This window comes from Pedobacter sp. 22163 (assembly GCF_052045595.1).
Classification (GTDB): domain Bacteria; phylum Bacteroidota; class Bacteroidia; order Sphingobacteriales; family Sphingobacteriaceae; genus Pedobacter.
In genome coordinates this window covers 261,832-280,491 of the sequence record NZ_JBQEPM010000003.1, presented here as the reverse complement: position 1 = coordinate 280,491, position 18,660 = coordinate 261,832, and the positions used below count along the sequence as shown (strand labels likewise).

Annotated in this window: 12 protein-coding genes; 8 read left to right on the top strand and 4 right to left on the bottom strand. The window is 38.3% G+C overall.

All coding sequences use genetic code 11. The features are described 5' to 3' along the window. The first annotated feature begins 36 nt into the window (after positions 1-36). Together ACTJKN_RS09560 and aqpZ are read left to right on the top strand one after the other, a co-directional pair. Entirely contained in the window at positions 37-867 is an 831-nt protein-coding gene (locus ACTJKN_RS09560; RefSeq protein ID WP_440824425.1) for an MBL fold metallo-hydrolase, read from the top strand. Between the two features lie 333 nt (positions 868-1,200). Beyond that, positions 1,201-1,908: an aquaporin Z gene (gene aqpZ / locus ACTJKN_RS09555; RefSeq protein WP_440824424.1), complete on the top strand. Its 708-nt coding sequence runs from the start codon at positions 1,201-1,203 to the stop codon at positions 1,906-1,908. A gap of 71 nt (positions 1,909-1,979) precedes the next feature. Here the strand turns inward: aqpZ and ACTJKN_RS09550 are convergent, their stop codons facing one another. Then, complete coding sequence (locus ACTJKN_RS09550) at positions 1,980-2,492, bottom strand: glutathione peroxidase (RefSeq protein ID WP_131031023.1); 513 nt, start codon at positions 2,490-2,492, stop codon at positions 1,980-1,982. A 576-nt stretch (positions 2,493-3,068) separates the two neighbouring features. Between ACTJKN_RS09550 and topA the strand changes: the two genes are divergently transcribed. Beyond that, positions 3,069-5,630: a type I DNA topoisomerase gene (gene topA, locus ACTJKN_RS09545; protein WP_440824421.1), complete on the top strand. Its 2,562-nt coding sequence runs from the start codon at positions 3,069-3,071 to the stop codon at positions 5,628-5,630. 199 nt (positions 5,631-5,829) lie between these two features. Continuing rightward, complete coding sequence (locus ACTJKN_RS09540; RefSeq protein ID WP_029274671.1) at positions 5,830-6,234, top strand: hypothetical protein; 405 nt, start codon at positions 5,830-5,832, stop codon at positions 6,232-6,234. Positions 6,235-6,307: 73 nt separating this feature from the next. Here ACTJKN_RS09540 and ACTJKN_RS09535 read toward each other — a convergent pair whose 3' ends face one another. Next, positions 6,308-6,745 (bottom strand): nuclear transport factor 2 family protein, encoded by a 438-nt coding sequence (locus ACTJKN_RS09535; protein WP_440824419.1) that lies wholly within the window; start codon positions 6,743-6,745, stop codon positions 6,308-6,310. A 212-nt stretch (positions 6,746-6,957) separates the two neighbouring features. Between ACTJKN_RS09535 and ACTJKN_RS09530 the strand changes: the two genes are divergently transcribed. From ACTJKN_RS09530 to pbpC, 4 genes are all read left to right on the top strand, one after another. Beyond that, entirely contained in the window at positions 6,958-12,549 is a 5,592-nt protein-coding gene (locus tag ACTJKN_RS09530; protein ID WP_440824417.1) for an alpha-2-macroglobulin family protein, read from the top strand. A 208-nt stretch (positions 12,550-12,757) separates the two neighbouring features. Further along, the gene (locus tag ACTJKN_RS09525; RefSeq protein ID WP_440824415.1) at positions 12,758-13,213 is read left to right on the top strand and encodes a transposase; all 456 of its coding nucleotides are present in this window, start codon (positions 12,758-12,760) and stop codon (positions 13,211-13,213) included. A 99-nt stretch (positions 13,214-13,312) separates the two neighbouring features. Further along, on the top strand, positions 13,313-13,948 hold the full coding sequence (locus tag ACTJKN_RS09520) for a hypothetical protein (protein ID WP_440824413.1): 636 nt from the start codon (positions 13,313-13,315) through the stop codon (positions 13,946-13,948). 121 nt (positions 13,949-14,069) lie between these two features. Further along, positions 14,070-16,451 (top strand): penicillin-binding protein 1C, encoded by a 2,382-nt coding sequence (gene pbpC / locus ACTJKN_RS09515; RefSeq protein WP_440824411.1) that lies wholly within the window; start codon positions 14,070-14,072, stop codon positions 16,449-16,451. Between the two features lie 248 nt (positions 16,452-16,699). On the opposite strand, the gene ACTJKN_RS09510 is transcribed toward pbpC, so the two are convergent. Then, complete coding sequence (locus ACTJKN_RS09510; protein ID WP_440824409.1) at positions 16,700-17,392, bottom strand: lysoplasmalogenase; 693 nt, start codon at positions 17,390-17,392, stop codon at positions 16,700-16,702. Next, the gene (locus ACTJKN_RS09505) at positions 17,382-18,599 is read right to left on the bottom strand and encodes a sterol desaturase family protein (RefSeq protein ID WP_440824407.1); all 1,218 of its coding nucleotides are present in this window, start codon (positions 18,597-18,599) and stop codon (positions 17,382-17,384) included. Before ACTJKN_RS09505 ends, ACTJKN_RS09510 begins: the two co-directional genes overlap by 11 nt. Between the last annotated feature and the right edge of the window lie 61 nt (positions 18,600-18,660).

The following is an 18,660-nucleotide window of genomic DNA, read 5'->3' as shown; positions in this document are numbered from 1 at the left end:
CCTTTGCCCAATAAGCCTTATCTTGCAGGCTGAAAAATGGCACTATATTTTACATCAATCAATTCAGGAAGTAATGGCAATTGTTACTATGTAGGTAACGATAATGAAGCAATCTTGGTTGATATTGGCCTAACCTGCAAAGAGGTTGAAACTCGGATGAACCGTTTAGGTTTATCAATCAGTAAAGTAAAAGCCATTTTTATCTCGCACGAACATAGCGACCACATTAAAGGGTTAGCGGTGTTTGCTAAAAAACATAAACTCCCGGTTTACATTAGCACAGCTACCCTAAAAAGCAGCCGGTTAGTTTTGGATGCAAACAATACCTTTTCATTAAGCCACTTACAACATATTCAGATCGGCGGTTTAAAGATTTCTGCCTTTTCTAAATTTCATGATGCGGCTGATCCCTATAGTTTTACTGTTGAATGTAACGAGGTAAGAGTGGGTGTTTTTACAGATATAGGTTCGGTGTGCGATCGTTTAATTACCCATTTCAAAAATTGCCATGCGGCTTTTTTAGAAGCCAACTACGATACTCAAATGCTGGAAAATGGCCGATATCCTTATTTTCTAAAAAGAAGGATTACGAGTGGACATGGTCACCTGAGCAATGCGCAGGCGTTGGAGCTTTTCATTAACCATAAAGCCCCGTACATGAGTCATTTATTGCTGAGCCACTTATCAAAAGATAATAACGACCCAGAGCTGGTTGAAAACCTTTTTAAAAACGTTGCCGGCAATACTTTTGTTAAAGTAGCTTCAAGACATGAAGAAACAGCGCTGTATTACGTAAGCAATACTCAAAACACACCCTACAATTTCGATCCTAGCTTATATCAGCCAGCACAACTTAACCTGTTTTAACATCCTAAAGTCAAAAACAGATTGCCTTTTTCCATCAATTCGGTTACAGTATTGCTTATTTTGAGCCATTAACCATATTAAGTTATAATCAACAGCAAATAATTTAATTTTCACAAAACTTTTTATTTGCATAGGCGTTTTATATAGACTTCATAAATAGTTTGTTTGGTTTAAATGGGGCTTATGGATTTAAGCCCCTTTCTCTTGTCTAAAATTCCGTAATCATCAGACTAAAATCACCAGTACCTATTCCATTTTATATTCTAAATTTTTAGTTATATTCGATTGACAATCATCCGGATATAATATTTAAACCTTTAAATAATAAATTATATGGAGACAAGTAAACTTTCTAAATTCAGTGCCGAATTTCTAGGCACGCTCGTATTGGTTTTAATGGGTTGTGGTAGCGCGGTTATAGCTGGCGCAAATGGCACAACCGGCGTTGGCTTATTAGGCATATCTTTTGCCTTCGGCTTATCAGTTACGGCTATGGCTTATGCTATTGGGCACATTTCAGGCTGTCACATTAATCCGGCAATTTCAATCGGAATGGTAATCGCTGGCCGGATGAAAATTGCTGAAGCCGCTTATTACATTGTGGCACAGGTATTAGGGGGCATTGCAGGCGCATTTATTTTACTGCAAATTGCATCAGGGAAAGCAGAATATTCTTTAACAGCAAATGGATTAGGACAAAACGGTTTTGCGGCGCTTTCTCCACAACATTACAGTTTAGCAGCTGGTTTTATTGCCGAAATTGTACTCACCTTTATTTTTTTACTGGTTATTTTCGGCTCAACCTCTACTAAAAATATCAACGGCGGCTTTGCAGGACTTGCAATTGGCTTAAGTTTAACGCTGATCCATATTGTTGGTATTCCGGTAACGGGTGTGTCAGTAAACCCGGCAAGAAGTATTGGTCCGGCACTTTTGGTTGGCGGAGAAGCCTTAAGCCAGGTTTGGCTCTTTATTGTAGCACCCATTATTGGTGCGGCGCTCAGTGCCTTGGTTTGGAAAACAGTTTTGGAGAAAAACTAATTTAAATTGAATTGTTAAAGGGTTAGCGTTTAGAGTTTAGCGCCTAAACACTAACCCCTAAACGCTAAGCTTTATAAGTTTTTAACAATCGCTTCGTCAGTAGGTTTTGTTTTAGAACGGAAACGGTGTACCAATTCTCCTTTTTCATTGATTAAGAATTTCTCAAAGTTCCATTTAATATCACCTTGCTCTTCCGTATTGGTTTGAGAAGTTAAATACTTGAACAATGGACTGATATCATCACCCTTCACGCTGCTTTTCTCTGCCAACATGAAAGATACATTGTATTTTCCGGTACAAAATTCTTTAATCTCTGCATTGGTAGAAAACTCCTGTCCGCCAAAGTTACCCGCAGGGAAACCAATTAATACTACCTTTTTACCATACTGTTTTTGAAGTTTTTCCAAATCTTCATACTGTGGGGTAAAACCACACTTAGAAGCGGTGTTAACAATTAAGATTTTTTTGCCTTTAAATTTCGACAGTTTAATTTCTTTACCATCAATGGTTTTAAAGCTGAAATCGTAAACATTTTTTGGTGGAGATACCAATAAGTTTAATAGGATTAAAATTGTGCTGATCATCGTTGTTTTATTTTTATATACGAATATAGGTACAAATAGGTTGTGCCAACGTAACGTTGTTGTAAATTATGCAATATGGATAATTAAAGAGCTTAAGGTTTGATTGAAAATGAAAGCATGTATTTCACCCTTTAAATAACAGTCTTTTCTGATTTGGAAATTGAAGGCAGTGGTTCTTGGCGGTTTACAGCCCCGCTATCGCTTATAGTCCTCGCTGTGCTCTGGGCTATTCCGCTCTATCTGGTTTAATTAACAAAGCCAGATGCCATTTTGTACCTTCAGCCTGGCACAACGCTATTAAAACCTAAATAGCAGCACTACACAGGCCACCTAAACCCGACCGAAGCGGAAAACCCGCAGACCGAGGAACGAGGTTGAGGATTTGTAGCAAAGGGCGGGAAAAAGCCATACCTATTAATTACTGATATTGCTTTCCAAAAAAAAGATTAAACCACATTAAAATTAACCTATAAACCAACATATTTCCGCTGCATTTAATAAAAAAAATGTATTAAATTCTCCTCAGGTTTGGATTTATGCTTTAATTATAGCTTTATTTGCACAAAAACGTATTTCATGGCCAAAAATTTATTAATCGTCGAGTCACCCGCAAAAGCTAAAACCATAGAAGGCTACCTAGGCAAAGATTTTCTTGTAAAATCTAGCTACGGCCACATCCGCGATTTAGTTAAAGGTGATATGGCCATTGATATCAAAAATAATTTTGCGCAGACATACGAAGTGCCCGCCGACAAGAAAAACATTGTCGCCGAGTTAAAAAAACTAGCTAAGGAAGCCGAAATGGTATGGCTGGCATCCGATGAGGATCGTGAGGGAGAAGCTATTTCGTGGCACTTATTCGAAACTTTAGGCCTAAAAGTGGAGAAAACAAAACGCATCGTTTTTCATGAAATTACCAAACCAGCAATTTTAAAAGCAATCGATAGTCCGCGGGGAATTGATTATAATCTGGTAAATGCACAACAGGCACGCCGTGTATTAGATCGTTTGGTGGGTTTCGAACTTTCTCCTGTTTTGTGGAAAAAGGTAAAACCATCATTATCGGCAGGCCGTGTACAATCAGTTGCTGTACGTTTAATTGTTGATAGAGAAAGAGAAGTTTTAAACTTTAACGCAGCTGCTGCCTATAAAATCACTGCCCAGTTTGCTACCGGCAAAGGAAAAGAAATTGTAAAAGCAGAATTGCCACAACGATTCGAAAACGAGGCTGATGCTGAAAAATTCCTTCAGGACTGTGTAAATGCCAGGTTCGATATTACCAGTCTAGAAACCAGGCCGGCAAAACGTAATCCTGCAGCCCCATTTACCACTTCAACCTTACAACAAGAAGCTTCCAGAAAATTAGGATTTTCGGTAGCAAGAACCATGCAGGTTGCACAAAGACTGTACGAAGCTGGTAAGATTACCTACATGAGAACAGACTCCGTAAACTTATCCGAAACTGCATTAAACGCCGCTGCCGCTGAAATTAAATCTGCTTACGGCGATAAATACCACCAACACCGCGTTTATAAAACAAAATCGGCTGGTGCCCAGGAAGCTCACGAAGCCATCCGACCTACTTATTTCGACAGACACAGTGTAGACGGCGATATTTCAGAAAAACGCTTGTACGATTTAATCTGGAAACGTTCAATCGCTTCTCAAATGAGCGAAGCGTTATTCGAAAAAACAACCGCTCAGATTACCGCCTCAACCCGAAAAGAACATTTAGTTGCTGAAGGTGAGGTATTAAAATTTGATGGTTTCTTAAAAGTTTATCTGGAATCTACCGATGATGAAGAAAACGAAGAAAAAGAAGGTGGTGCAATTTTACCTCCATTAAGCAAAGGACAGGAACTATTTTTAAAGGAAATGCAGGCAACCGAGCGTTATTCGCGTCCGCCAGCAAGATATACAGAGGCCAGTTTGGTTAAAAAACTAGAAGAACTGGGCATTGGCCGCCCGTCTACTTATGCACCAACCATTTCTACAGTACAAAACCGTGGTTATGTAGTTAAAGAAGATAGAGATGGCAAACAACGCAAGTTTACTTCTATCATTTTAGCTGATGGACAGGTAAAAAAAGAAATAAAATCTGAAATTACCGGTGCTGAGAAATCAAAACTCTTCCCTACCGATATTGGTGAGGTTGTAAACGATTTCCTGGTAGAACATTTCAAAGGCATTGTCGATTTTAACTTCACGGCAAAGGTGGAGAAAGAATTTGATGAAATTGCCCAAGGTTTACAAGAGTGGACTAAAATGCTGCACTCGTTCTATAATCCATTTCATACCGAAGTAGAAACCACGCTTGAAACGGCAGAACGTGCCACTGGTGAGCGTTTATTGGGTTTAGATCCGGCAACAGGTAAAAATGTATACACCAAAGTAGGTAAATTTGGACCATTGGTTCAAATTGGAGAGCTTGATGAAGAGGAAAAACCCCGGTACGCCAGCTTAATGCGTACGCAATCTGTTGCAACCATTACTTTAGATGATGCGCTGGAGCTATTTAAACTTCCTTTTCAACTACCTGATTTTGAAGGAAAAGAGGTAATGATCGGGGTTGGCCGTTTTGGTCCTTATGTAAAATGGGGCGAAAGTTTTATTTCCCTTCCTAAAAACGAGGAGCCTTTATCGGTTACTTACGAAAGAGCAGTTGAAATTATCCGCCAGAAAATGGATGATGATGCACCTGTTGCCTATTACGAAGGTTTAGGTGTAACAAAGGGCAAAGGCCGCTTTGGTCCGTTTATCAAATGGAACGACCTCTTCATCAATATTCCTGCAAAAGGATACGATTTCGACAATTTAACACAAGAAGATATTAATACCTTAATCGGCAAAAAAGTAGAAAAAGAGGCTAACAGATACATTAAAACCTGGGATGCTGAAAAAATTTCTATCGAAAACGGCCGTTGGGGACCATTTATCCGTTTTGGCAAGTTGATGCTCAAATTGAGGAATAACGAGTCTACCAAACAAAAATATACACCAGAAGAATTGGTTGATATTGATTTGGAAGTAGTTAAGAAAATGATTGTAGAGCAGGTGCCTAATGCCTTCGAAACGAAGAAAAAAGCACCGGCAAAGAAAAAAGCAGTAGCGAAAAAGGCTGTGGCTAAGAAAAAATAGGCCAGGATTAAATGATATTTGGATTGCCAGGATAAAATTTGGCAACCCAAATATTCATATTGTCATCCTGAGCCTGTCGAAGGACATACATATTTTATCAACAGGCACAAGGTGACGGTCAATTAAAGATTTTAACAGCCCGAAATGAAGGCCGCTTATTCAATAATTCATTTATTTACTCATTCAATAATTTCAAAAATTGAAAGCAGATTTACCAGAAAATACAGTTGAAGATATTGCAATGGCCGTTGTATTGATGGGCGAAACACCTGAAGTAAAAAGCTGGACGGTTTATCTCGTTAATTTAAAAAACGAACCAATTACCAATGTTTTAATCAGTTCTAAAGGTTATGGAGAAAAAGATGGAAAGCAGGTAAAAACTTCTGTTTTAAGGCATTTTGTAGGCGACATGGAAGCAAATTCTTTTGCAGGAGTGGAAGCCATTGATCCTGAAGTTTTCGGCTTAACAAACGAATATTGGCTAAGCTATTATATTGGCAGCACTATTTATGATAAGAAATTCATTTTCTTGCCCGAAAGCATCATCGATTCCAATATGATCAAGATTCCGCTGGTAAACAGACCCGGGGTGATGATTAAATAGTTTAGTCATGAGTCTTAAGTCCTCAGTCTAGCGTCTTTGACTACCGACTTAGGACTTAAGACTAGGAACTCAACTAAGGCACCTTAACAGCCTGTCTTCCAATTAATTTCCAGCTCGACTTTTCTTTACTCCAGATTAGAAGAATATATAAATTTACACTACCCTTTACACCCTTATCATTTGTTTGGGCCATTAGTTTATGTCTCACTAGAGCAGTATTCCCTTGAACAATTGTTTTTGGATCACCCAGAATAATATCATCTAAAAAATCTGATTCGCCTGATAATAATGAATGCATAAACTCTTGTTTAGTTTGCACTTTTCCACTTGAGTGACCATAACTCAAATTATTAAGTAACAACTTGTCTAAGCCTAAGCTATCAGGATTAATCATTAGACCAATAAGTTTGTTTACAGCTTCATTAACTTCTTTTTCTGCATTTGTCTTTTGTGCAAAACAAAAATTTGCTGTAATTAACAGGCTCGAAAAAATCAAGAGTTTCTTTATCATATCTGGTTGTATTGGGTTAATGTTGTAAACTTATCCAAAACCATGCAAAGGAACAAACCATAAGCGTTAATTTTCAACATAATTTATTTTAACGTGAATTTTAGTTTATTTTCGGATGGAATATAGGGTTTAGGATGCAAAGGATAAATTGCGACACATCTATTGCTTTTACCGTAACATTATATCCCCATTTATCTTAACGAATTTCAAACATGGAACAACCATCTACCTATCAATCTTCCTCTAAAAAGAAATTTATCTTCATCGGATTACTTGCTGTTTCTATAGCGGCAATCGTATTTATTTATTTCAATAGAAAGAAAAAAAATCATGAAGAAAATCAGGCTTATGCAAAATATATCGAAGCCTATACTTCCGGAACCATTTCCAAAAAGAGTTTTATCAGAGTTCATTTAGCCAATGCGGCAACAGGCATGCAGGATCTGGGCAAGGCAGATTCACGCGAACTTTTCGACTTCTCCCCTTCCATCTCGGGCAAAACCTATTGGATAGATCCACAGACGGTTGAATTTAGGCCAGATGAAAACCTCAAACCTGGCAAAAACTACGAAGCTACATTCAAACTTTCGGAGGTTTCCGCTACAGAAAAAGGCCTTGAAGATTTCGATTTTGAGTTTAAAGTAATTACCCCAGGGATGATGCTTTCTCAAAACGGATTGGTTTCGCAGAACAATACTGCGATGGATTATATGAAATTAACTGGTGAAGTGGCTACTGCAGATGAAGAAGAAACCAGTAAAATAGAGAAAACGGTTTCTTTAGATTTTGACCAAAAGCTAAAAATCAAATGGCAGCATGATCCGGCAAAAAACACTTCAAAATTTACTATCGACAGCATAAAAAAGACTGGAAACGATCAAAATTTAAAAATAGATTGGGATGGCGATGCCATTGATGCAGAACAAAAAGGAGAAGTAGAAATCCGAGTTCCAGCCATAAATAAATTCGAAATACTGGATATGAAGGCCATTCAGGGTGAAGAAGATTATGCTTTGGTGCAATTTTCTGAACCCATTGGTGTAGGACAGGATTTAACAGGTATGATTACGCTTGGCAATCTGAGCGACTTAAGGTATACCATTGATGCCAGTCAGGTTAAAGTTTATGCTGCCGAAGAACTTAAAGGCAATTATACGCTAAGTGTGAATGCAGGAGTAGAAAACATCAATGCGAAAACACTTCCAAACGGTAAAGTAGCCAATCTAGTTTTCGAGGATAAATTACCAGCCGTTACCATTGCCGGTAATGGTACCATTTTACCCAACTCCGGAAAGCTGGTTTTACCTTTCGAAGCGATTAATTTAAAGGCTGTTGATGTAACCGTGATCAAAATTTATGAAAATAACATACCGCAGTTTTTTCAAACGAATAGTTATAAAGATGGTAACGAGTTGCGTAGGGTAGCAAAACCTATTCTGCAAAAAACCGTGCGATTAGATGAAGATAAAGCGCTTAATCTCCATAAAAAGAACCGTTTCACCCTCGATCTGGATAAAATGATCCGTACTGAGCCGGGTGCAATGTACAGGGTTACCATTGCTTTCAGACAGGAATACAATGCCTACAATTGTAAAACCGGGGAAGAAAAAGCCGATGGTAATGAGGAAGAAGCCGAATATGGAGATTATGAAGGTTACGGTGAAAAGATTGACGAAGATGATGACTTTTGGCAACGTTACAATAATTATTACCCGCCAAATTACAGGTGGAACGATAAAGACAATCCATGTACGCCATCGTTTTACACCAACCAGCGCTGGGCCAGTAGAAACTTAATTGCTTCAAATATTGGTTTGGTAGCCAAACGTGGTAATGATAACAGTATGCTTATCGTTGCAACAGATTTATTGACGGCAAAACCATTAAGTGGTGTAAACCTGGAGTTGATGGATTACCAAAAACAGATCATATTCACGACTAAAACTGATGGTGATGGCTTTGCAAGTTTTGACCTGAAACGTCAGCCTTTCTTATTGATTGCTAAAAATGGTTCAGAACGTGGCTACCTTAAATTAGACGATGGAAGCTCACTTCCGTTAAGCCGCTTCGATGTGGGTGGGGATGTAGTTCAAAGTGGCTTAAAAGGCTTCATTTATGGCGAACGTGGCGTTTGGCGGCCTGGCGACAGTTTATTTGTTTCTTTTGTGCTGGAAGACAAACTTAAAAAACTGCCTGCCAATTATCCGGTAACGATGGAATTCTATAACCCGAAAGGCCAGCTTTATAAAAGATTAATCAATGGTAAACCTTTAAATGGGTTCTATACCTTTAAAACCGCTACTGAAAGTACAGCGCCAACTGGCAACTGGATGGCAAAAGTTAAAGCAGGTGGTGCTACATTTACTAAAACCCTAAAAATCGAAACCGTAATGCCAAACCGTTTGAAGATTGATTTCAACGTTGGCAACAGAACATATTTGAGCTCAGGAACCTCAGCCGCTACCCTATCGGCCAAATGGCTATTCGGTGCCGTTGCACAAAACTTAAAAGCGAAGGTTGATGTAAACTTAAATACTACAGAAACCAAATTTAAAGGTTTTGACGGTTTTAGTTTCGATAACCCAACCATTAACTTCGAATCGCAGGTTAAAACCATTTTCGAAGGCACTTTAAACCAGAACGGTACAGCTCAGATTAACACCAACCTCAATGAGAATAATACCGCTCCCGGCGTGTTAAGGGCAAACTTTACAACCAAAGTTTTCGAACCAGGAGGTAATTTCAGTATAGATAATTTTAGCATTCCTTATCATGTGTACAGCAGTTATTTGGGTATCCGACCAGAGAAAGGTGACCGTTTGAGTGGCATGTTGGTTACCGGAAAAGACCATAAAATCGAAATTGTAAATGTAAATACCGATGGAAAACTGCTGAGCGGAACCAAAACCGTTCAGGTAGAATTATATAAAACACAATGGCGTTGGTGGTGGGAACAGGATGATCAGTACACCTACGCTAACTTTACACAAAACCAGTATAATAAACTGGTAGAAAGCCATCAGGTAAACTTATTTAACGGAAAAGGAAGCTGGAATTTACGCGTTGATGAACCAGAATGGGGCCGTTATTTGATTTTAGTACGCGATGTAAACGGTGGCCACGTTACCGGAAAATCTGTTTATGTAGATTGGCCAGGCTGGGCACAGCGCGAACAGGGCAGCAATCCAACTGAAGCGTCTATGTTATCTTTCACTGCTAATAAGGAAAAATTTACTGTTGGAGAGGATATTACCTTAACCATCCCAACTGGTAAAAACGGAAGAGCATTAATTTCTATAGAAAATGGAAGCCGGGTATTAAAAACCTTTTGGGTAGATACCAAAGCCGGACAAACGCAATTTAAGTTCAAAGCAGAGAAAGAAATGGCACCAAATGTTTTTGCCAATATTACTTTATTGCAACCGCATGCACAAACGGTTAACGATTTACCGATCAGGATGTACGGCGCAATTCCGCTTTCGGTAGAAGATCCGCAAACCATCCTAAAACCAACCATAAAAATGTTGGATAAAATCAAGCCTGAGACCGAAAACACCATCACTGTTGCTGAGCAGAACGGTAAAGCAATGACTTACACCATTGCCCTAGTAGATGAAGGATTATTAGATTTAACACGTTTTAAAACACCTGATCCACATGGTGCATTTTATGCCCGCGAAGGTTTAGGCGTAAAAACATGGGATTTATTCGACTATGTGTTAGGCGCATGGGGAGGAAATTTAGAACGCATTTTAAGCATTGGTGGTGATGGTAGCATCAACAAGAACTTAAATCCAGCAAAAGCCAACCGTTTTAAAGCGGTGGTTAAATTTATGGGGCCATTTACCATTGGCAAAGGCGAAAGTAAAACGCACAAATTTAAATTACCCCAGTACATTGGTGCAGTAAGAGCTATGGTAGTTGCCGGACAGGATGCTGCATATGGTTTTACCGAAAAATCAGTTCAGGTTAAAAAGCCGTTAATGGTTTTGGCTACTTTGCCAAGGGTTATCGGTCCGGGAGAAAGTTTCACCTTACCAGTAACCGTTTTTGCTACGGAGAACAACCTTAAAAATGTATCTGTACAACTCCAGACAAATAACTTAATTGTTCAGGGAAGTAACAAACAGCAGCTTTACTACAAACAAACAGGTGAGCAAATGACCTATTTCGAAGTGAAAGCACCCAACACAGTAGGTATTGCCAAAGTAAAAGTGGTTGCACAAAGTGGAGCTGAAAAAACAGTTTACGATGTGGAAATGGATATCAGAAATCCAAACCCGTATGTAACCAATGTGGTGTCTGCAACGGTTCAGCCGCATACCAAATGGGCGGTAAACTATTTACCAATTGGTATGACGGGTACAAACTCTGGTTCACTGGAAGTTTCTTCTATCCCTGCTATCAACCTTGGCAAAAGATTGAGTTATCTCATCCAATATCCGCACGGCTGTATTGAGCAGACTACTTCGGGTATATTTCCTCAACTCTTTTTGGATAGATTGAGTCCGTTGAATGAACAACAAAAAGCCACAACAGAGAAAAACATTAAAGCTGGCATAAACAGGCTAAAAGGTTTCCAAACTACAGATGGCGGTTTGTCTTACTGGCCTGGCGAAGGTACTGCTGATGAATGGGGAAGCAATTATGCCGGACACTTCCTGGTTGAAGCACAAAATGCTGGTTATACCCTTCCTGTTGGCCTTTTGGATGAACTGTTGCGTTTTCAAAAATCAAAAGCGGCAAACTGGGCGCCAAACAGTAATAATTTTTATGGTGGAGATTTGTCTCAGGCCTATCGTTTGTATATGCTTGCATTAGCTAAAAAACCCGAAATGGCAGCAATGAACCGTTTAAAAGCTTTTGAATATTTATCAATCGCTGCAAAATGGCGATTGGCAGCTGCTTATAAACTGGCCGGACAAAATGATGTTGCTCAAAATATGATCAGAGGTTTAGATACATCCATTCAGGCTTACAAACAATTGGGTGGGACTTATGGCTCTGACGTACGCGATGAGGCCATGATTTTAGAAACCCTAACCCTACTCGGTCAGAAAGCAAAAGCTGCAGGTTTACTACAACCTTTAGCTGCTAAACTTGGCGAAAACACCTGGTACAGCACACAAACAACCGCTTATAGTTTGTTGGCTATTGCAAAATTCTGTGGTTCAAACCAATCGGCAAATAAACTGCAATATCAGTATGTACTAGACGGAAAATCGGCCCCTGTAAGTTCAAATCAATACATTAACAGTACGCCTGTAACCTTTAAAGGAAATACGGCTTCTATTACCAATAATGGCAATAACGTGTTGTTTGTTCGCTTGGTTTTAGAAGGACAACCAATTGCTGGTCAGAACAATTTCTTGCCAAACCGACCAGAGGTATTGGATATGAACGTGATCTATAAACGTTTAAATGGTAAAGTACTGGATCCGACTACCTTAAAACAGGGAACAGATTTTTATGCGGAGGTAACCGTAAAAAATCCTGGCAGAATGGGTTATTACGAACAAATGGCGCTAACACAGATTTTCCCTTCAGGCTGGGAAATCATCAATACCCGCGTTAACGATAATCAAAGCATTTTAGCCTCATCTCCTTTTACCTATCAGGATATCAGAGATGACCGCGTTTTCACCTATTTTAATGTAAGGGAAGGCGAAAGTTTAGTTTACAAGGTATTACTTAATGCCTCTTATCTAGGTAAATATTACTTATCAGCTGTTCAATGTGAAGCAATGTACAATAATGATATTTCGGCAACTGAAGCAGGTAAGTGGGTGCAGGTGGTAAAGTAGCATAATTTGTGGTTCGTGGAGACACGAACCACGGCATAAAAGAAGCATGAACCACAGCGTAAAATAAAAATCCAAGCCTCGGTCCGTGTCTCCACGGACCGAAATTTAAACAACAATTGATGATCTATTCGAACAAAAAAGAAAGAGTTATATTGAAATAGGTCAAATTTATTTTTGGACGGCAACTATAAACAATTGGCAAAAACTTTTGCAAAAGGTAGAATTTAAAGAAGTAATATTAAATTCATTTGAATACCTAAACAGGTTAAAGAAGATCGATGTTTTTGCGTTTGTAATTATGCCTAATCATATTCACACAATTTGGCGAATAAAAGAATTAAATGGAAAAGGAACAGCACAAGGCTCATTTTTAAAATATACAGCACATGAGTTCAAAAAATTATTGAATCGAAATGAGCTGATGAATTATTATACAAATGCGGCTAATAAAAATTATGAATTTTGGCAGAGAGATCCAGTGGCAATACATCTATATTCTCCAGAAGTTGCTTATCAAAAACTAGATTATTTACACAACAATCCCTGTACAGAACACTGGCAATTAGCAAATGAACCTCAGGATTACTTATATTCATCAGCTTCTTTTTACGAGAACAATGAAATTAATTATTCATTCTTAAAAGATTTAAGAATAGAATTTTAACAAAAACTTATTAATGGATTGTTTCGTGGTGACACGAAACAAGGCGAATGAAGAATATACTTAGAAAATACAATGTAGTTAAAACAGAAACCATCCAAAATGAAAATTATATTTACAATTTTAATTTTTCTTATTCCGTTGTGTTCAATTGCACAAAAAACCGGAATCGTATCCGACACTAACTACCAGATGGGTTATGTTTACCTTAAAGGAGCATTTAATCCAAAAGTACTTGCAGAAAACAACTTAAATTTTAATCTATTAACTTATTTAACTACTTACTTAAATAAAAAAAACATTGAAAATAAGGAATTAGAAAACTTTGATTTTAAAGAACTTGAATATTTTTCTGAGCGACATAAATACAAAAAAATGGTTGCCTATGCTGAAGACTTCTGTATTAAAAACAACCTGGATCAAATTATAATTATTAGAAAAAAAAATGCTTACACCTTAACAGATCCGATGCAAATGTTTGATGGATTCGATCACGATTTTGGCATTGCAACATTGAGTATGTATGATAAACGACCGATGTTGTTTTATAATTTTTCACTAATCAAGTATTTAAAAGGAAGCAATGATTTTAAAGTTGTCCTAGCACCTAGTTATAAAAATCACAAATTCGATGATGTGGTTTTCGATAAAGAGAATTACAAACTAATAAACGATAAAGTTTTAATCCATTTTCAGCCAGTTTTTGAAACGATATTAAATAAGGCGCTTGATAAATAATTTTATAGCACGTTATTTCACTCTCGAATTGATTCGTGGATGCACGAAACACGGCGCACAATACTAAAAAAAGAGACTCGGCCCATGTCTCCGCGGACCGAAATTTATTTTTAAAAATTAAATGAACAAAATCCCAAAAGCTTTCCTCATTTCCGATCTCATCTGCTTTGTCCTGCTTTTGGCTTTTCTTTTTTCGTTACCATCGAAACTGTTTAAAACCCCCACATCGTTTGTAATTGAGGCCAGCAATGGCAATTTATTAAGTGCAGCAATTGCCAGCGATGGACAATGGCGGTTCCCTGTTGCAGATAGTGTTCCCGTAAAATTTAAAGATTGTATCATTGCTTTCGAAGATAAGCGGTTCTATAATCACTTTGGCATTGATTTTTTGGCCATGAGCAGGGCCATGCGTCAGAATTGGAAGGCTAAAAGTGTGGTTAGTGGCGGTAGTACATTAAGCATGCAGGTAATTCGTTTATCGCGAAAACAAGACCGAACGATTTGGCAGAAATTATTGGAAGTAATTTTAGCTTTTCGCTTAGAAATAAAATATTCAAAAGAGGAAATTATAGCCCTATACGCTGCCAATGCGCCATTCGGCAGTAATGTTGTGGGTTTAGAAGCGGCAAGTTGGCGCTATTATGGTCGCAATGCAAAAACCCTTTCATGGGGTGAAATGGCAACATTGGCCGTATTGCCCAATAGTCCTTCTTTGGTTCATCCGGGTAAAAACTCGGCGAAATTAATTAAAAAAAGAAATGATTTATTAGATAAGCTGGCTAAACTAAAATACATCGATCAGGCAACGGCTAATTTAGCTAAGCTAGAACCCGTTCCAGGCAAGCCTATGCCCTTACCCCAAAATGCGCCGCACCTGTTGAACCGTTTTAAAGTAGAACGAGCAAGTCTTAAAATCCCCTCCACTCGAATTACATCTACGCTGGATGAAAATATCCAACTAAAGGTTAACGCCATATTAAAACGGTACAACAACCGTTACCGGGCAAACGACATCAACAATATTTCAGCGCTGGTACTCAATGCCAAAACTGGGCAGGTAGTGAGTTATGTAGGCAATATCTATCAGCCAGAAAATGCCGGCCTGCAAAGCCACGTAGATATGATTAAAGCACCACGAAGTCCTGGCAGTACCTTAAAACCCCTGCTTTATGCCAGTATGATGAATGATGGCTTTATATTACCACACACGTTAGTCCCCGATATCCCAACTCAAATAGCGGGTTATTCACCACAAAATTATGATTTGGGCTATGATGGTGCCATTGCTGCAGATAAAGCGCTGAGCCGCTCCCTAAACATCCCTGCGGTGAAAATGCTGCAGCAATACAAATACGAACGTTTTTACGATAAACTAAAAAAAATTGGAATTGGAACACTTAACCAACCAGCTGATCACTATGGCTTGTCGTTAATTTTAGGCGGCAGCGAAGTTACCATGTGGGACCTCGCCAACACCTACATGGGCATGGTGCGCACATTGAACCATTTCAATACCTATAAAGGTTTGTATAACCCTGAAGATTATAAACCTGCAAGCTATTTCAATAACGAAAATAAAGATGAAAAAGATTATCAGCGCACCTCCTTTTTAGACCACGGCTCGATTTGGGCTACATTTAATGCAATGGAAGAAGTAATGCGACCAGGTGATGAAGGTTTATGGGAGCAATTTTCCTCATCGCAAAGAGTTGCCTGGAAAACAGGAACGAGTTTCGGTTTTCGCGATGCCTGGGCTGTTGGTTTAACACCAAATTATGTAGTTTGTGTTTGGGTGGGCAATGCCGATGGAGAAGGAAGACCTGGCCTGGTAGGGATTGAAGCAGCTGCCCCAGTTCTATTTGATATTTTTAGGTTACTGCCCAATGGAAAATGGTTCGAAACACCAGCCACCAAACTTAAAAAGATAAAAATATGCAAGCAGAGCGGGTATAAAGCTGGAGAATACTGTACAAATGTAACAGAAGAATTAGTGCCGGTTGCAGGAGAGAAAACTGCCGTCTGCCCTTTCCATAAATTGGTTCATTTGGACAGAACAGGCACATTTAGGGTTACCGACCAATGTGAAAGCATACCCCATATGCAACACAAAAGCTGGTTTATTCTACCACCAGCAATGGAGTATTATTACAAAATAAAAAATAGCGACTATAAATCGCTCCCTCCTTTTAAAGATGGCTGCGACCTTTCAGGTGGAAATAGCGTAATGGAAGTAATTTATCCGAAAAACAATGCTATAGTTTACATTCCTTTAGAACTGGATGGAACAAGAGGCAAAATTGTGATTAATGCAGCCCACAGAAATTCAGGTTCTAAAATATATTGGCATATTGACAATGAATATATTAGCACTACTACAAATTTTCATCAACTGGCCATTAGTCCACCGCCTGGTAAACATACTTTAACCCTTGTTGATGAAAACGGAGAAAGGCTGGTGCAAACTTTTACGGTTTTAGACAAGGAAAAGAAAGGTGGAAGGTAGCAAGGTTTAGGGTTTAGGGTTTAGGGTTTAGGGTTTAGGGTCAACCGCTAACACCAGTTTATATTTTGCTTGTTTCAACTCTGTAAAGTTCTATAAACCTGATCATGTGGAAATCCTTTTTACTTTCCAGTAACTTACTTTTTTAACGCAGCTAAAAAGGTTGGAACGAGAGCAGGACTACTGCAACCAATTACCAGAGAAACCTACTTTTCTAAAACTTCAAAGATTAAATGGCTTACATAGATCTGTTATATTTCAGTTCTTGTAACCACTAGCTGCCGCGAAATTGTTCCATAAACAATTAAATACTGTGCAATCATGTAGGTTGCCATAATTAAAGCACCACTTTGTGGAATGGGCTGAGCAAATTTATTTACAGCCAGCACACTGTCTGACAATAAGAAAAACAGCGCCCCATATAGGATGAGTTTAAAGCTGAAAATATTCACTTTTCCATATCGGTTAACAGCCATAATAGCCATAACCGTGATAATAATGGCATACATTAAAACGGGGAACTGCATTGCGCCCAGTTTTGGCTGCAGGTAGAAAAACAGACCTGAACAAAAAATAGCAAATGCGCCTACAGCCCACAAAAAATAAGGCGTTTTATGGTTAGGATTTGATCTGTGATCGAGTGTAAATGCCCTGATGTAAAAAATATGGCAGACCACAAAGGCGATTAATCCGTATATAAAAAAACTTGGTTTACCGCTTTGAAACATCAGCAAAATATCACCAGCCCAGGCAAAAATTAATCCGATGAAAATTCTCTTATGGAAACGCCCTTTCAAGTTTGTGCTGAGATAAAGCCATACCAAAAGCACCACCACAATTAACGGCTTAGAGAAATTTCGGAGCTCAATATTATTGGCATATTCGGCATATAGCTGAATTACAAATACAAGAAAAAATATAAATGAAAATAGCTTAGTCTTCATCAGGATTAGGATTTGCCTTTTGCAAATTAAAAAACCAAATTACGGATATTAACTGGATAGCCACAAAAATTACTTGATATCCTATCGGAAATTTCAAAAATAAAACCAACAAAACACCAAATAGCAGTCTAAAATATTCGAACCTAATTTGCCATGCCTTTTGTTCTAATAACGCACCACAGGTAATTAATGTGAATATAGTAAAAACTGCCCCTGATACCAAAGCAATGGTTTCCATTTTATGATAAGAAAACAATATTGCAGAACCTGCAGTTAAAGCAACTAAAAACTGAATCAGAACGTAACCTGTCAACTTTGATTGATATGCTGGATTATACTTTTTATAGGTTTCTACATTTATCTCCGGCGCATGTTGAAATCCGCCCAGGTGTGCAGGAAACCAGCCAGGTGGTTCAAGAAAAACTCTAATTTTATCACTGAATTTAGGTGATAATTTTGCTGTTTTAACCAGATCATCCCAATAATGAAGATTAGCCCAAACGGGATTCCAGCTGGCTAAAGGTTTAGTGATACCATAATAAACCTCTTCTTCTTCTCTCTGAAAAGTACCAAAAAAGCGGTCCCAGATAATCAATGTACCTGCGTGGTTTTTATCAAGATATTTAGGATTAGAGCCGTGGTGTACCCGGTGATGTGAAGGTGTATTTAAAATATACTCTAAAAAGCCCATGCTTTTAATGGCTCTGGTATGAATCCAAAACTGATACAAGGTATTGAAAGAACTTAATGTTAAAAACATAATCGGATCAAAACCAATAAATGCTAATGGCAGGTAAAATAACCAGCTAAACCAGCCCTGAAACCAGCTTTGCCGCAAAGCCACGGTTAAATTATATTCTTCTGATTGGTGATGTACAATATGTGCTGCCCATAAAGCATTTACTTCGTGGCTCATCCGATGAAACCAATAATAGAAAAAATCGACGCTAATAAATAGCAGTATCCAAACCCATATTGTTTTGGGCAATTCAAATAAACGCCAGTGCTCAAAAATATATTTGTAACCAAAAAACAATGCGGTTTTCATAAAAATCCCGGTGAGCTGCTGCCCTATACCCTGACTTAAATTGGCAATACTATCATTAAGCCGATAATAATTTAGTTTTTTATAAAAATTATAAGCCAATTCTATTCCGATCAGAATAAAAAACACGGGGACAGATAACGCAATGTAATCTACTTTCATATCAACGCGAAGAAATATTTGGCCAGCAATATTTACTTACAATTTAGATATTTTTAATGTT

Bases quoted from the DNA above. Each gene is read 5' to 3' on its own strand.
- ACTJKN_RS09505 (WP_440824407.1), bottom strand. From the start codon at position 18,599: ATGAAAGTAGATTACATTGCGTTATCTGTCCCCGTGTTTTTTATTCTG.
- aqpZ (WP_440824424.1), top strand. From the start codon at position 1,201: ATGGAGACAAGTAAACTTTCTAAATTCAGTGCCGAATTTCTAGGCACG.
- pbpC (WP_440824411.1), top strand. From the start codon at position 14,070: ATGAACAAAATCCCAAAAGCTTTCCTCATTTCCGATCTCATCTGCTTT.
- ACTJKN_RS09510 (WP_440824409.1), bottom strand. From the start codon at position 17,392: ATGAAGACTAAGCTATTTTCATTTATATTTTTTCTTGTATTTGTAATT.
- ACTJKN_RS09535 (WP_440824419.1), bottom strand. From the start codon at position 6,745: ATGATAAAGAAACTCTTGATTTTTTCGAGCCTGTTAATTACAGCAAAT.
- topA (WP_440824421.1), top strand. From the start codon at position 3,069: ATGGCCAAAAATTTATTAATCGTCGAGTCACCCGCAAAAGCTAAAACC.
- ACTJKN_RS09560 (WP_440824425.1), top strand. From the start codon at position 37: ATGGCACTATATTTTACATCAATCAATTCAGGAAGTAATGGCAATTGT.
- ACTJKN_RS09550 (WP_131031023.1), bottom strand. From the start codon at position 2,492: ATGATCAGCACAATTTTAATCCTATTAAACTTATTGGTATCTCCACCA.
- ACTJKN_RS09520 (WP_440824413.1), top strand. From the start codon at position 13,313: ATGAAAATTATATTTACAATTTTAATTTTTCTTATTCCGTTGTGTTCA.
- ACTJKN_RS09530 (WP_440824417.1), top strand. From the start codon at position 6,958: ATGGAACAACCATCTACCTATCAATCTTCCTCTAAAAAGAAATTTATC.